Here is a 15,717-nt window from a genome sequence, read left to right as displayed (position 1 = left end):
CCCTTCTTTATTTATCTTATATTTGATTTTTAACAATTCATTCCTGCTAAATAACCTGTTGAAAATGCTATTTGTAGATTAAAACCACCAGTATATGCATCTACATCTATAACTTCTCCAGCAAAGAAAAGACCTTTTACTATTTTAGATTCCATAGTACTAGGATTTATCTCGTCTATTTTAACTCCACCTGATGTAACTATAGCTTCTTTTATTGGTCTATATTTTTTTACCTCTAATGTAATATTTTTAAATAATTTTACTAAGTTTTTACGTTCTTCTTTTGATATCTGATTTACAACCTTATTAGGTGAAATTTTTGATAATTCAATAATAACAGGAATTAGCTTTTTAGGCAGTAAATCCTTTAATGAATCTAAAAAATACTTAGTAGAATATTTATTAAAATCTCTTTGTATTCTTTTATCTAATTTTTCTTCAGAAAGTGCTGGTTTTAAATCTATAATAATCTTATATTTTTCCTTTTCAATATCCCCCATGTAAGAACTTGCAGATAATATTATAGGTCCTCCTACCCCAGAATTTATAAAATTCATTTCTCCAAAATCATCATATATTTTTTTGTTATCTTTATTTAAAACTTTAATAGAGACGTTTCTAAGTGTAAGTCCACGAAGACTTGAAATCCATTTTTCTTTAACTTCCAATGGAACTAAAGAAGGCATTATTTTTGTTACTTTATGTCCATTTTCTTTAGCAAATTTATACCCATCTCCAGTAGACCCAGTTTGCGGATAAGAAGCCCCTCCTGTTGCAACTATTACACTATCACATTTAAATGTTCTTCCATCTTTTAGTATAACATTGGAAATAGTACTATCTTTTGATACAACTTTAGTAACCTCACCTTTTACTACTTTTACATTATTTTGTTTCATGTATTTTTCAAGTGCTTTTACTACATCTATTGATTTATCTGATACAGGAAATACTCTTTGTCCTCTTTCAACTTTAGTCTTTATTCCTAACTTATTAAATAAGTTTATAACATCTATATTAGTAAAAGTATAAAATGCACTATATAAAAATTTACCATTTACAGGCACATTTTCAATAAGTTCTTCTATATCACAATCATTTGTAATATTACATCTACCTTTTCCTGTTATTAAAAGCTTCTTTCCTAGTATTTCATTTTTCTCAATTAAAATAACATCTATTCCTCTACTTCCTGCTGTTGCTGCTGCAAGCATCCCTGCAGCACCACCTCCAATTACAACTACTTTTTTATCTGACAATAATTTTACCTCCTTAGGTTTAATATTATTTATTAATTATACTTTAAAATAATAACTGAAAAATAAAATAAGAACAAGATTAATCTTGTTCTTATTTATCCTAAAAGTGCTGCACCAATTGCTCCTGCAAACTGTGCATATTCACTTGTACTAATTTTTTTATTGATTTTTTTCTCAAGTATATCTTTTAAATATTCGTTAGTACACAATCCTCCTGAAAAAAATATTTCTTCATTTAATACCATTTTTGAAGAAAGTGCACTTACTCTATCTACAACAGAATGTATCAGTCCTGCTGCTATATCTTCTTTTTTAGCTCCTTTAGATTTTAAACTTATGATTTCTGATTCTGCAAAAACAGTGCACATACTATTTATTTTTATGGGTTTTCCTTTGTAAGCCATACTTGATAATTCTTTTATATCTATTCCCATGGCAGTACATATAATTTCTAAAAACCTTCCCGTACCTGCAGCACATTTATCATTCATTATAAAATCCAAAACTCTTCCTTCTTCATCTAAAGTGATAACTTTACTATCTTGACCTCCAATATCTATAATAGCTTTAATATTACTATTCAGAAATTTAGCCCCTTTGCCATGGCAAGTAATTTCAGTAACCTTTTTATCTGCAAAATCAAGTGCAATCCTTCCATATCCTGTTGCAACTATGGATTTTATTTCGTCTTTTTCTATATTATTTCTATTAATAATCTCATCTATTAATCTTTCACAAGTTTCCTTTGGACTCCATCCACTAGGAGATACTTTACAGTCAAATATTTCTTTATTTTTCATAATTACTATTTTAGTTGCAACAGATCCTATATCTACTCCTATACTATACAATTAAAACACTCCTCATTAAAATACTCTTTCATATTCTTTTGTTTCTTTATTTACTTTGTATAATCCTTCATATTTTATTTTACTTTTGTTTACTAAATCTTTAACTTTATTCACTACTTCTTCTTTTAGCATTATAGATATTCCGCAGCATTTACTTAAAATTCTAGGAGTTGGAACTATTGTATACTTTAAATTATTATTTTTTAAAGCTTTTTCAAAAGAAAGTCCATCATTATGAGAATCAAACAAAATATAATATTTTATCATGCAGTGACACCCTTTTTTTCTTTTACAATTTCAATTAATGCTTCAACTCTTGTTTTTATTTGTCCTGTATCTTCATCACTATAATCTGTCTCTATCATTATTACTGGTATTCCCTTTTCTTTTAAAGCCTTTTCTACACTCTTATATTCTATTGCATATGTAGAACAGAATTGAAGAGAATTGTAAATAACTGCATCAACTTTATATTCTTCTACATATTTTAATATATCTTTTATTCTTCCTTTATTAGGAGTAAAGCAGGCACAGTTAATTCCTAGATATCTATTAGCTAAATTTTCAAACTGCTCCTCAATAGTATTCGCATTTTCACTTACTTCATTTTCAAAATATCTAGTTCCAGTGCAAGTTTCTTCACAAACTACTACTCCTCCGCTTGTTTCAACTATATGATGCATTTTCCAGTTTGGTATAGACATTGGAGTTCCTGTAATCATAATTCTTGGAGCATTTTTTTCAAACACTCCTTCTTCATTTTTTACTCTTTCTTCTAATTCATCACATAACTTATTTGTCATTTCTATAAATCTATTTATATCATCATAAAAAGCAATTTGAGACACAAGTAGTGCGTCTTTACCACTTATAGGAACGGGATCATATTTTCTAAAATCATATAACCTTTTTAAAATTCTTCTTTTTTCATTAACTAATTCTATTTTTTCTTTTAAATCTTCAAATGTAAGCTTTCTTCCTGTTTTTTCTTCCAATAATTCTTTATATATTCTTATTTCATCTATCCAGTGAATTTTATCTTTTTCTCTCTTCATTTGAGGTAAATCCATAACATGTACATCCATATAATCCCCCAATATTTCCCACGCCTTTTTCTTTCCATCACAAGTAGTTTCTCCAACTACCATATCACACGATTGAAAATATGGACATGTTTTACTCAGTTTCGCTCCAATAGACGCTTTAATAAGTGGACATGTGTTTCTTGGAAGTAATTTTTCTCCATCTGGTACCCAAAATTGTGACCCTGAACAAATTCCAACAGGTATAGAGTCAAGTGATAATGTTATTTCATCTGGAACGTATACACAAAAAGATCCTATTACTTTTTTACCTTCTTGTTTTGAATCTTGTAATTCCTTTATTCTAAGGCCATGGACTTCAGATATCACAAAATTATAATAGTTTATATTTTCTGGTCTATTTTCTTGAGAAAGATAAACTTCATCATAGAACATTGGTAATACTTCACAAAGTCCATCATGCTTTTCTAAGTCCATATCTAATTCTTCCCACATTTTTCTATAATCTGCCATATCATTTCCTCCTAACAGAATTTGTTTTTAATTAAATACACATTTTACATATTTTGATATTTTTTTTTAAAAACCTTCAAGTATAAGAAATATCTATATAGCAAATTCAACTATAGAAAAAATTAATAAATCAAAAATAAATAGTAGGAGAATTACTCTCCTACTATTCCTATATAAGGTAAATTCCTAAATTTTTCACCACAATCTATTCCATATCCAACTATAAACTTATCTGGTATTTCAAATCCTGTATAATCAACTTTTATATCACATTTTCTTCTTTCAGGTTTATCTAATAATGTACATATTTTTAATGATTTAGGATTTCTTGACTTTAGATTTTCACATAAGTATTTCAATGTAAGACCTGTATCTATTATATCTTCAACGATTAATACATTTTTATTCTCTATTTCCGTATCTAAATCCTTTAAAATTTTTACTACACCCGAACTTTTAGTTGACATCCCATAGCTTGAAACTGCCATAAAATCTAGAGATACATCTAAATCTATATTTCTCATAAGATCAGAAATAAATACACAAGCACCTTTTAAAACTCCTACAAGTAAAATTTCTTCACCTTTATAATCATTTTCTATTATTTTAGCTAATTCATAAACTTTATTTTTTATATCTTCTTCTTTTATTAAAACATCCGTAACTTTATACATAATTCCCACCTCTACTTATTTTATTCATACATATTATATCATACCAAGGTACTTGTGTGAATATTATTTTGTTTAACTAAGATAATATTCGTATATTATTCTCTGATATATATTTACCCTAAAAGAAAAGCCAAGAGAAATTTTTCTCTTAGCTTTCATCTTTTATTTTATAATCTACATTTTCTAATATTTCATTATAATTTTGATTAGAGGTTTTATTAATTTTTTCATAAATATCTAACTCTTCATTTATTGTAGTAAGCAAATACAAAAGTATAACTCCATCATCTATAAGTCCCAGCCCTAGGACTACTTCTGGAATTATATCTATAGGAGATAAGAAATATATAAATCCAAAAAGTAAAGCTCCTATTACTTTAAGTTTTTTTAGATTTGACACTCTATTGTCTGTTATAAATTTAGATAATACATTTATTCTTTTAAAGAAGGATAAAGCATATTTCAATTTTTTCATAAAAAATCATCCTTTTTCATATATTATAATTGTTTATATAAACAATTATAATATATGAAAAAGAATAAAATAACCATTTAGGGAATTTTTTTATGATAAAATTTAAAAAAGGAGAGATTTTAATGAGATTGTTTATAGGAATTTATCCACCAAAAGAAATAATTGAGTATATCTATAGCATTGAAGAACACCTTATATCAAAAGGAATAATAGGAAGCTATACCAAAAAAGAAAATATACATCTTACACTAAAATTTTTAGGAGAAACAGAGGAAAGTAAAATAGAAGATATAAAAAAAATATTGACTAATTATAAAAAACTAAATGTAAATTTAAAAATTGATAAAATATCATACTTTAAAAGAAATAATCAAGCTATCCTATGGATAGGTTTTTGTGGTGATACAGAAAAATTAAAACTTCATTCAGTTAATCTAAATAATGATTTATTTAATTTAGGTTTTCAAAAAGAAACAAAAAAGTTTAAACCTCATATAACTCTTGCTAGAAAAATAAAATTAGATAATCTAAGCCTTAGGATAATAAATAGCATAGAAATAAAAGATTTAAGCTTTAAAGTCGATAAAATAAATTTAATAAAAAGTACTCTTACAAAAAAAGGTCCTATATATGAAACTCTCTACTAATCTAGTAGAGAGTCTATATTAACCCATTTTTTATTACATATTGAATTAAACTGACAAAAATTACAATGCTTCCCTAACTCTTCATCAAAGTTTTTCTCATTAATTATTTCTATTACCTTATTCTTTAGCTCTAATTTGTATTCTTTATGCTTATATTCATTATAATAAATTTCTAAAGATTTATCTAATCTTGGATTATAATAAATTAATTTAATATTTTGGGGATGTATTTTAAATTGTTCAGTTGCATTATGCAAATAAATTTTTGTCTGATAAGAATTTTCATATTTATCTAATTTTGACTTATTTGTCTTCCAATCATATATTATTATTTTATCTCTCTCTATTTTCAATAAATCTACCTTAGCTAAAAGTCTTAAACCATCTTCTTTATATTTTATTATATACTCAGGATACATATTTTTTTCTCTTTTTAAAAATTTCTTTAAATTTTGTAAAAGTTTATATTCTTCGTAATTTTCATCCAAAGGTTCATCAATTCCTATATAGTATCTTTGTGCTAAAAGGTGAAATTTACTTCCAAAATTATTATTATCCCCTGACCAACTTATGTTATCTAAATATATTTTCTTAAACTTTAGTTTACAAGTATTATATATGTCCATACAAGACTGACTAAAATACATGTTCTTTAAATTATCCATCTTAATTTACTCCTCTTAAAAAATCTTCTACTACTTTGTAATAAACAGATTTATTATATTCTTTTCCATTTGTAAATACAAACAATCTCTCTTTAGCTCTTGTAAAAGCTACATATACAAGCTTTAATGTTTCTGATAATATTTCTCTTTTCATTTTATTCGTACTGTTTTCTATTTTTTTATTTTCTATTAGATAATCTATTGTTGATTTATATAATGTTTCTATATTTTTGTATTCATCCTTTAAATAATATAATTCTCCTATAAATTTATCTTGAAATCTTCCTGGATAATCTGAATAAGTCATATGAGGTAAAAATACTATATCCCACTCAAGACCTTTAGCTTTGTGACAAGTAGTAATTGTAACACAGCCTTTTTTAGGTTCATATCCTTTATTTTCAAAAACAATAGATGCAAAATAATTAAAAGAATTTTTATTTTTCAAAAGCTCATAAGCCAAATTTTCTAAAGTAAAATGAGGATTTTCAAAAAACATTTTATTACAAACAGTAGATATATAGTCTAATATTGTAAGCTCCTCTAAATTAAAATTAAATTCTTCTCCTATTTGAACTAAAAATTTATCTATTTTTTGAGTTGAATATTCAAATAAATTCTTTATATTATTTAGTATTTCTTTTAAATCTTCATTTATATTTAAAGAATCTATTCCTTTATAAGTTTGAGGAAAAAATATTTCTTCTACACTATATTTATTTAGTTCTTTCATCTCATCTTCTTGTATCTCATTATCATAAAATAAATTTAATAAGTCTGTTAATTTGTTCTCATCAGGATTTGATATAAAATCTACTATTTTCCCTATTTTCTCTATTACCTGTGCAGATTCTCCTCTATATCTATCAATAACTTGATATGGTATGTTTTCTTTTTCTAAAAAATTTATATACTTATCTATTTTAAAATTATATCTAAGTAAGAGAGCCATTGTTTTATTAGGATATTTTTTTATAGATTTCTTAATATCCCCTACTACTTGCTTCATTTCCATTTCTTCATTATCACAAGATTTAACATATATACCAATATCATTAACTATTGGATTTTGATAAGGGTCATCCTTATCAACAGGCTTTATATACTGTTCTACCAAAACTTCTTCTTTGCTTAAACCCCTTTTATTACTATTACTCCACTTAACTAAATAATTTGCTAAACCTAATATATTTTTAGTATTTCTACTAGATACAGGTATAACTATTTTTTTAACATCTTCTCTTTCACAAAATTTTCTAAAAAGTTTATAATCTGAATTTGTAAAGGTAGACATTATAGCCTGATTAGGGTCCCCTACTCTAGCCAAATTTTTATGCTTTTGAGATAATAAAAATAATATTCTTTCCTGCATAGGGGATGAATCTTGAGCCTCATCCTCAAATATATATGTATATCTATCTTGGAGACTTTCTAATATGTCACTTCTACTTTCAAGAAGGTTTAAAGCCCTGATTATTATATCATCATAATCTACTTTTCCTTTTTTTATAAGCTCCTTTTCATAAAAAATATATATATTAAAAATTATCTTCAAAAGGTCATCCATTTGATTATATTTTTTTAATATTTCTTGTGCTTGTACATATCTTATACCTTTAGATTTTAGATAACTTATTATATTTCTTGCTATAGATAAAAATTTATCATTCCACTTTTTTTCTATCTTTTCTATATATTCTTGGCTGTTGTTTTTTTGAGTATTTAAATATCTTATAAATATATGTCTATATCTTTTAAAAAATTCAAAGGAATGATTTCTAATGATATCCGTAGCTTCAATATCATCTATAACTTCAAACTCTTCATCTAAATAGGCATCCTTAGGACTTTCCCTTATTATAGAATTTGCTAGAGAGTGAAGAGTTTTACACTCCCATCCATAATTACTATCCATCCCCTTTTCTTTAAGTAATTTTTTTAATTTATTTTTAAAGTTAGATACTGCACTATTAGTAAAAGTAACTATTAATATTTTTCCGTTTTTGTTTAATCCTTTTGTTATTAAATCTACAGTTTTTGAGGTAATTACAGTAGTTTTGCCAGCACCTGGAACCGAAGGTACTGCTAAAATTCCTTTTTCATAATTCATTACCTCAATCTGTCCTTCTCTCCACTTCATATTAATTTTCTCCTTTTAAAATTTCACCTAAATACTCTAAAAGTTCTCCCTTTTGTTCATATCCATTAGAATTAAATTCACTTTTAAAAATATATACAGTATGAGATGATTTTCTAAGAAGCCGACTTATTATACTGTTAGTTTGTAGAACTTTGTATTTATTTTCATATTCGTATTCCCAAGTTTTATCTTTATTTTCTTTTAAAAATATAAAAGGATTGTAATATTTTTTTATTCCTATTTGATGCCAAATACTAGAGCTTGCATCTGTCCAAATCTGAATTTTACTTTCTTTTGAGCCAAGTAAATAAGAATATGTTGTCCAAAGCCTTATAACATTATCTTCTTCATCATTACCAGTATTAGATACTCTAATTCCTCTCAATACCATATCTATAAACATTTTATTTCTGTCTTTTTTAAACTTGTTATTCTCAATTGCATAATCTAAAAATTCTTTAGCAAGATTAATTAAATAATTACAAGCTGTTAAATTTTCTTTAGAAGCTTCTAAAGGAAGTAGTATATCTAAAAACAATTTTTTTAAAAATATATCTACATCTACTTTAATTTCTCTATTTTCATAAATCCAACTTCTTAATCTTTTATATTTTTGTAGATAAATATCTCCTATAGTTTCACAAGGTAATTCATCAATACTTGGAAGCTCATAAGGTTCTTTTTTAGTTATTTGTGAAGTTAAATACCTTGATCTTATCATATCTATACCTAAAACCAAAGAAAGTGTCTTAGCAATAGAATCTTTATTAGGTATTATATTCCATGAATTATTAACTAAAAGGCTTATGGTTATTAGACTATTTATAAATGGATTATCTGTTAAAGCACCACTTCTTGTCATAACTTTAAGTTTTAAACCTTTATTTGACAATTCTTTCTTTAATCTATTTTCTAAAATAGAATCTACAAATGAACCTATAATATCTATTTCATCTGGTTCATATCCTTTTTTTACAAGATTATTTACTTCATCTGCTATATTAATAATCATTTCACTTCTTAAAGAACTATTTTTAATAATTACTTTATCTTTTTTTATAAATTCTTTTTGATTAAGCTTTATCAAATTGCATTTTGGAAATATTATTTCTTTAACAGAGACTTCATCAGCTCCTAAAATTCTCGTTACAGAACCATCTGTATTATAAGCTAAATGAGATTCATCGACTATATTTAATAATTTTTCTATAAACTTTATTTCTAGAAAAGATTTTTCTTGAATATCATCAACTATTAAATATCTTATATTATTCTTTAAATACTTCTCATACAATGGATGGTTTAGTATATATTTATCATATAAATAACATCCTAAACTAAAGTTAAGTACCCCTTCAGATATATTTTTTCTTACAAAAACATTTATAATATCTTTCATTGCTAATATATTATCTTTAGCTAATAAATCTTCTATTTCTAAAAATTTATTTAAGTATTTATCAATTTCATTAAACTCTATACAGTTTAAAGATAACTTAGATATATTATTTAATATGTCCGAGGATAGCACAGAATTAGGTATATTAATATCTAAAAACCTGCCATTTTCTCTATATTTATCTACTAGCTTATTTAATAAATATTCACTAATTTCTATGTCTAAAAATTTAGGAATCATATTATTCGTTTTTATTTTTTCTTTTATTAAAGGCCAAAATAAAATAATATGATTTCTAATTATTTTATAAAAAGTATTAGTTTCTATATCCCTCCATTTAGAACTTTGAGATTTACTATTTATAAATACTAATATTTGATTTTCTGATATTTCTCTTTTTATAAAATTTTCATATTTTTCTTTTAATATATTAGTTTTTCCGCTAACTGAACATCCCATATATAAAAAATTATTCATTTAATCACCACCAAACAAACACTTATATCAATCCCTATTATATCACAACAAAAAAGTCCCATATTGTTTTTAGTGTAATAAACAACATGAGACTTTTTTTATTTTTATTTAATTAAGCAAAAGTTTTTTCAATATATTCTTCTATTTCTTTAGCTGTCCCTAAATTTAAAACTTTATCTGCTAATTGCTTCATATCTTCATGCTTTAGTGAATTTATAAGCTTTCTAGCTGGAAGTATAGATATTGGACTCATACTAAATTCATCAAGTCCCATTCCAAGAAGTATTGGAATCATTCTTTTATCTCCAGCAGCTTCTCCACACATTCCTACCCATTTTCCTTCTTTATGACCATTATCTATAACCATTTTTATAAGTCTAAGTACAGCAGGATTGAATTGGTTGTATAGGTAGTGTATTTTCTCATTCATTCTGTCTACCGCAGTAGTATATTGTATTAAGTCATTTGTTCCTATGCTGAAGAAGTCTACATGTTTAGCAAGAATATCTGATATTAAAGCTGCTGATGGTACTTCTATCATCATACCAACTTCTATGTCTTTTGAGTAAGGAATATTTTCTTGATCTAAATCATTTTTTACCTCTTCAAGAACTTCTTTAGCTGCAAGTAATTCTTCAAGAGAAGATATCATAGGGAACATTATTCTTAAGTTTCCATATACACTAGCTCTTAAAAGTGCTCTAAGCTGTGTTTTAAATATATCTTTTCTATCAAGACAAAGTCTTATAGCTCTATATCCTAAGAAAGGATTCATTTCTTTATCCATTTCAAGATATGAAAGCTCTTTATCTCCACCTATATCTAATGTTCTTATTACTATAGGCTTTGGATTCATTGCTTCAAGTACTGCTTTATATGACTCAAACTGTTCTTCTTCACTTGGGAAGTCATTTCTATCCATGTATAAAAACTCCGTTCTATAAAGTCCAACACCTTCAGCATCATTTTTTATAAGTCCTTCTATATCTTTTGGAGTTCCAATATTTCCTGCAAGTTCTACATGTCTTCCATCTATAGTTTTACTTTCTTTTCCTTTTAAGTTTTCAAGTTCTTTTCTTTCTCTTTCAAAATTTTCTTTTAACTTTTTATATTCTTCTATTGTACTATTATCTGGATTTAATATAACATCTCCAGTTTCTCCATTGAATATTATAAAATCTCCATCTTTAACTTTTTCAGTTATATCTTTAAGACCTACTACTGCTGGTATTTCTAGAGTTCTAGCCATTATAGCAGTATGAGAAGTTCTTCCTCCTATATTAGTTAAAAATCCTAAAACCTTTTCTTTGTTCATAGTAGCTGTATCTGATGGAGTTAAGTCATGAGCTACTAATATTACTTCTTCTTCAAGAGAAGCTAGGTCAATAAATTTCATTCCTAAAATATTTCTTAAAACTCTATTTGATACATCCTTTATATCAGCCGCTCTTTCTCTCATATATTCATTATCCATGGCTTCAAATATACCAACAAACATATCTCTAATTTGGCTAAAAGCATATTCTGCATTTACTTTTTCTTCTTTTATTTTATTCACTGTAGAATCTATAAGTTCTGGATCTTCAAGTACCATTATATGAGATTCAAATATTTGAGCTTTATCTTCCCCAAGTTCTTTTAATGCTTTTTCTTTAATTTTTGTTAACTCTTCTTTAGATTTTTTTATCGCATCTAAAAATTTATTTTCTTCCGCATCAATATTATCTATATTTTTCTTTTCTATATTAAGTTCACTGTGTTCTAATACTAATGCTTTTCCCAAAGCAATACCAGGGGATGCATTTGTTCCTTTAAACATAATAATTTCTCCTTTCTTCAACGAACAAAATATTTCTTCCAAACGTTTTTCAAATTTTAATTATAAATGCTTCGGGCAATATACCCGAAGCTTAAATTTCACATAAATACTTTTATATTTCACCAAATCCACTTTCAATAAGAGCTGCTAATTCATTTACTGCTTCTTGTGCATCTTCTCCATTAGCTATTATATTTATTTCATTTCCCTTAGAAAGACCTAAGCTCATTATTCCCATTATAGATTTAGCATTTACTTTTTTCCCATTAAATTCTATTTCAACTTGAGATTTAAATTCAGAAGCCTTTTTAACAAATACTCCTGCTGGTCTAGCATGAATTCCACTTTCATTTTTGATTATTACTCTTTTTTCCATTTTTAATCCTCTCCTTTATTTATTTTATATAATTATTTTTAAATTAAATTACCTATAATATACTATAACTTAATAAGATTTATACGATATTATAAAAAAGGCATGAACCAAAGGTTATAAGAATATTGTATATAAAAATAGATACAAATATCCTTCTAAAAAACCTTCGGCTCATGCCTGATAATATCAGTAACACGCCTATCTAGATTTTTTTACTTGAATTATTTAGTTTGTATATATGAAGGGTTATATATCCTACTTCATCTTCAGGCACTTTTAATTTCAATTCATTTTGAATTATCTTTGAAATATCATAAGCTATCTTATACTCAAAAGCAAATTCTTCTTTCAACTTTGGCAGTAATACATTTTTTAAATATTTCTTGTTTTTTACTCTGTCTAAAACTCCCATTAAATGCGCTATAAACCTGTTATAATCTAAAGAATCTTTACTTAAGTTTATTTTTAGCCTATCTTCAATATATTTAACTATTAAATTTACTAGCTTTGTATTCTTAAGTGCCCCACTTCTGCTTTTATTAATTCTTCCTCCATGAATATGAAATGCTATAAATCCAATTTCTGCATCTGGTATCTGTATTCCTAATCTTTTTTTTAAAATATTTACTCCCTTTTCTGATATCGAATACTCTTTAGGGTACATAAGTTTAGTTTCCATTAAAAAAGGATTTACTATTTCTATTCCTTCTTTAAGTCTTTTAATTGCAAAATTTATATGATCAATAAGACCAATGTGTATATGAGGATTTAATTCTTCACCTAATTCCTTAGATGCCATATATATTATCTCTTCAGATATAGCTACTATTTCATCATCAACTTGAGATAATAAATCTTCGTATTGATCTTTATCTACACCAGCCAAAGACACAAAAGTATTTTCTACATTTTCAATATTTTCTAATACCATTCCTTTTTTCTTAGAAAACCCTACTCCTTTTCCTAGTAAAATATATTCTTTTTCACTTTCACTAACAAGAATAGCATTATTACTTAAAACTCTTTTTACTATATATCTACTCATCCTATCCTCCAGGGAAAATGTTATCAATTTTCCAATATAATTTTACAAAATATTATTTTTTTTGTCAAGAGACGACCTTCAAAAAAAGCAAATCTATTATCTAAATATTTTTACTTCTTATATCTAATATAATATCTGCCATAATACTTTTTAGTAGCTTTTCCTTTACAGGTTTTATCATTTTTAAATTACTTTCTAATATCCCAATATCTTTTACTTCATCAAATCTACAGTATTTATTAACTGTATAAAATATATTTTTGTATTCATAAGCTTTTAATCTTTCCATCTCTAGTTCCATCATTTGTCTTTCATAAATTTCCATAACTAAATCTTTATATGAAAAATCCTTTTTTAATTCTAATAATTCTCCTAGCTTTGGAATTATTTTTTCAAATAGCAATCTTAAATAGTTTTCCCCTTTTATTCCAAGTTTATAAGATATTTTTGATATAGTCTTAGGACTTAATTTTAAAATCAAATTAAAGAAAAATTCTTCATTAAATAAATCATTTGGTTTTATATAGTATTTATTTCCTTCAAATTTTTTAAAAGTCTTTAAGGCATCATAATATCCCATTTTTATATTTTTCTCACTACGTTTATTAGTAAAATTTAATGTCCCTCCTAGGTTATCTGATGGATTTATATATGTTATATTTATTCCTTTTGTATTTACTCTTCTTTTTCTTCCTATTCCGTAAAGTCTAACTACAATTAGTTCATCATACCCTTTGTCCTTTAAAAGCCTTATAGGTAAATTATCATAAAAACCTCCATCTAGATATAATTTTCCATTTATTTTTTCTAGTTTAAATATAGGCAAGCTTGCACTTGCAATTAAATAATTAACTAACATATTTTCTGGTATGTCTTCTAAAAATAATCTTTCTGGTTTAAATCCATTTAAAGATATTGTAACAATACCAAAATCTTTTTTAGAATTTCTTATTTTCAATTCATCAATATTTTCTGTTAATATTTTTTTTAAAGGAGATATATCAAGCCCTCTGCTATTTAAAGCACTAGATAATATTTTTAATATTACATTAAAGTTTTTTACATTTATATCTATATCTTTTATCTTTTCAAAAACTTCCATATCTATATTCATAACCATTTGTGGTTCTATTGTAGTCCAAAGCTCCTCTGCTTTTTTAAATTCACCTTGAATAATGAATGCTCCATTTAGAGCTCCTACAGATGTTCCAGCCAAACCATCAAAATCAATACCAAGTTCCTTTAAGGCTTTATATGCTCCTATTTGGTATGACCCTCTTGAGCCTCCACCTTCTAATATTAAACCTTTCATAATATCACCTAATAAAATTATTTATATTTTATATATATTAACTATGCATTAATAATATCTTTTCTTTTTTATGCAAAATGTATAACAAAAGCCCCAATATTGTCTTATACAAAAAAACAATAAGGGACTTTATATACTTAAATAGAGTTAAAACTTTAACATCCAAATACTTGTAAGAAATCTTTCATCCAGTCTAAACTTTCTTTATTATGAGATTCATATATATGTAAACATCTTTTTATATTCTGCTCTCCACTTAAAAGCTTAGATGCAAATGCAAGACAAGTTGCTTCTCCACATTTTTTACAATTAAGTTTTGGAAGATGATTATAAATTTCTACAACACTTGGTTTTGATCTCATTTCATATAAAGGATTTATTTTTTCTTTATTTTCATATGTATTATTAATTAATTTCTTTATAAAATCTATGATTTCATAAGCATCTGTTTCATTAACAGCCTTAGAAACAGCTAACATATTACTATGCAGTGTTATTATTCTAAATTCTTTTCTTAGTGTCAAACTTAAAGCATTTTTATTGTATATAGCATCCTTTAAAACAGAGTTTAAATAAGGAAGTATCTCTGAAATATCTCTCGAAAATTTAGCTTTAAACCTTATCTTTTTACTATCTGCAATACAAGACTGCATAAAAGTAATTTTTATATCCTCAAGATACATATATATCCCCCTTTTTAAATTAATATTAGCTCGTTGCAGAACTCTACAACTCGCATAAATACTACATTTAAATTTATAGAAATGGCTAAGTTTCCCCCATTTTGGGTATATATACATTAACTAGATGTGTATAACTCAAAATGAAAAAAGGAGGAAAAACTTATGCCAGTTCAAGCTAAACAATTAAACTTTTCTAATATTTCTTCTGATTTTGAAAAGTTTTTTAATCAAAATCAATACAATTTACTTTCTATGTTAAATCATTTTTTTGATATTAGTGATTTCATCCCACTTTCTTTTTATCAAAAATATTATTCTAATTTTGGACGTAAAAGAAAT

Annotated in this window: 15 protein-coding genes; 1 reads left to right on the top strand and 14 read right to left on the bottom strand. The window is 25.6% G+C overall.

The window, feature by feature from the left end; genetic code table 11:
- Positions 1-29 precede the first annotated feature (29 nt).
- The 6 genes from BUA77_RS06985 to BUA77_RS06960 all read right to left on the bottom strand — a co-directional run bounded on the left by BUA77_RS06985 (position 30) and on the right by BUA77_RS06960 (position 4,815).
- Positions 30-1,259: a BaiN/RdsA family NAD(P)/FAD-dependent oxidoreductase gene (locus tag BUA77_RS06985; protein ID WP_072888656.1), complete on the bottom strand. Its 1,230-nt coding sequence runs from the start codon at positions 1,257-1,259 to the stop codon at positions 30-32.
- A gap of 95 nt (positions 1,260-1,354) precedes the next feature.
- The gene (locus BUA77_RS06980; RefSeq protein ID WP_072888653.1) at positions 1,355-2,110 is read right to left on the bottom strand and encodes an acyl-CoA dehydratase activase; all 756 of its coding nucleotides are present in this window, start codon (positions 2,108-2,110) and stop codon (positions 1,355-1,357) included.
- Between the two features lie 15 nt (positions 2,111-2,125).
- Positions 2,126-2,377 (bottom strand): DUF3343 domain-containing protein, encoded by a 252-nt coding sequence (locus tag BUA77_RS06975; protein WP_072888650.1) that lies wholly within the window; start codon positions 2,375-2,377, stop codon positions 2,126-2,128.
- Positions 2,374-3,666 carry a double-cubane-cluster-containing anaerobic reductase gene (locus BUA77_RS06970; RefSeq protein WP_072888647.1) on the bottom strand — a complete coding sequence of 431 codons (1,293 nt, stop codon included), beginning with the start codon at positions 3,664-3,666 and terminating at the stop codon, positions 2,374-2,376. Before BUA77_RS06970 ends, BUA77_RS06975 begins: the two co-directional genes overlap by 4 nt.
- A gap of 152 nt (positions 3,667-3,818) precedes the next feature.
- On the bottom strand, positions 3,819-4,340 hold the full coding sequence (gene hpt / locus BUA77_RS06965; RefSeq protein WP_072888644.1) for a hypoxanthine phosphoribosyltransferase: 522 nt from the start codon (positions 4,338-4,340) through the stop codon (positions 3,819-3,821).
- 148 nt (positions 4,341-4,488) lie between these two features.
- On the bottom strand, positions 4,489-4,815 hold the full coding sequence (locus tag BUA77_RS06960) for a YkvA family protein (RefSeq protein ID WP_072888642.1): 327 nt from the start codon (positions 4,813-4,815) through the stop codon (positions 4,489-4,491).
- Positions 4,816-4,907: 92 nt separating this feature from the next.
- Between BUA77_RS06960 and thpR the strand changes: the two genes are divergently transcribed.
- Positions 4,908-5,462, top strand: a complete 555-nt coding sequence (gene thpR / locus BUA77_RS06955; protein ID WP_084605600.1) for an RNA 2',3'-cyclic phosphodiesterase — start codon at positions 4,908-4,910, stop codon at positions 5,460-5,462.
- Here thpR and BUA77_RS06950 read toward each other — a convergent pair.
- From BUA77_RS06950 to BUA77_RS06915, 8 genes are all read right to left on the bottom strand, one after another.
- Positions 5,459-6,127, bottom strand: a complete 669-nt coding sequence (locus BUA77_RS06950) for a PD-(D/E)XK nuclease family protein (protein ID WP_072888640.1) — start codon at positions 6,125-6,127, stop codon at positions 5,459-5,461. The two genes, thpR and BUA77_RS06950, sit on opposite strands and share 4 nt — an antisense overlap.
- A 1-nt stretch (position 6,128) precedes the next feature.
- Entirely contained in the window at positions 6,129-8,267 is a 2,139-nt protein-coding gene (locus BUA77_RS06945) for an ATP-dependent helicase (protein ID WP_072888638.1), read from the bottom strand.
- Between the two features lies 1 nt (position 8,268).
- On the bottom strand, positions 8,269-10,143 hold the full coding sequence (locus tag BUA77_RS06940; protein ID WP_072888636.1) for a hypothetical protein: 1,875 nt from the start codon (positions 10,141-10,143) through the stop codon (positions 8,269-8,271).
- A 112-nt stretch (positions 10,144-10,255) separates the two neighbouring features.
- Positions 10,256-11,962: a phosphoenolpyruvate--protein phosphotransferase gene (ptsP, locus tag BUA77_RS06935; protein ID WP_072888634.1), complete on the bottom strand. Its 1,707-nt coding sequence runs from the start codon at positions 11,960-11,962 to the stop codon at positions 10,256-10,258.
- A gap of 112 nt (positions 11,963-12,074) precedes the next feature.
- A complete protein-coding gene (locus BUA77_RS06930; protein ID WP_072888632.1) occupies positions 12,075-12,338 on the bottom strand; it encodes an HPr family phosphocarrier protein in 264 nt (87 codons plus the stop codon).
- A gap of 202 nt (positions 12,339-12,540) precedes the next feature.
- A complete protein-coding gene (locus BUA77_RS06925; protein WP_072888629.1) occupies positions 12,541-13,383 on the bottom strand; it encodes a BglG family transcription antiterminator in 843 nt (280 codons plus the stop codon).
- Positions 13,384-13,483: 100 nt separating this feature from the next.
- Positions 13,484-14,695 (bottom strand): patatin-like phospholipase family protein, encoded by a 1,212-nt coding sequence (locus BUA77_RS06920; RefSeq protein ID WP_072888625.1) that lies wholly within the window; start codon positions 14,693-14,695, stop codon positions 13,484-13,486.
- 155 nt (positions 14,696-14,850) lie between these two features.
- Positions 14,851-15,378 (bottom strand): (Fe-S)-binding protein, encoded by a 528-nt coding sequence (locus tag BUA77_RS06915; RefSeq protein ID WP_072888621.1) that lies wholly within the window; start codon positions 15,376-15,378, stop codon positions 14,851-14,853.
- Between the last annotated feature and the right edge of the window lie 339 nt (positions 15,379-15,717).

Origin of the sequence: Tepidibacter formicigenes DSM 15518, from assembly GCF_900142235.1 — a bacterium.
Classification (GTDB): Bacteria; Bacillota; Clostridia; order Peptostreptococcales; family Peptostreptococcaceae; genus Tepidibacter; species Tepidibacter formicigenes.
The sequence above is the reverse complement of the archived record's forward strand: the minus strand, read 5'-3'. Positions and strand labels throughout refer to the sequence as shown.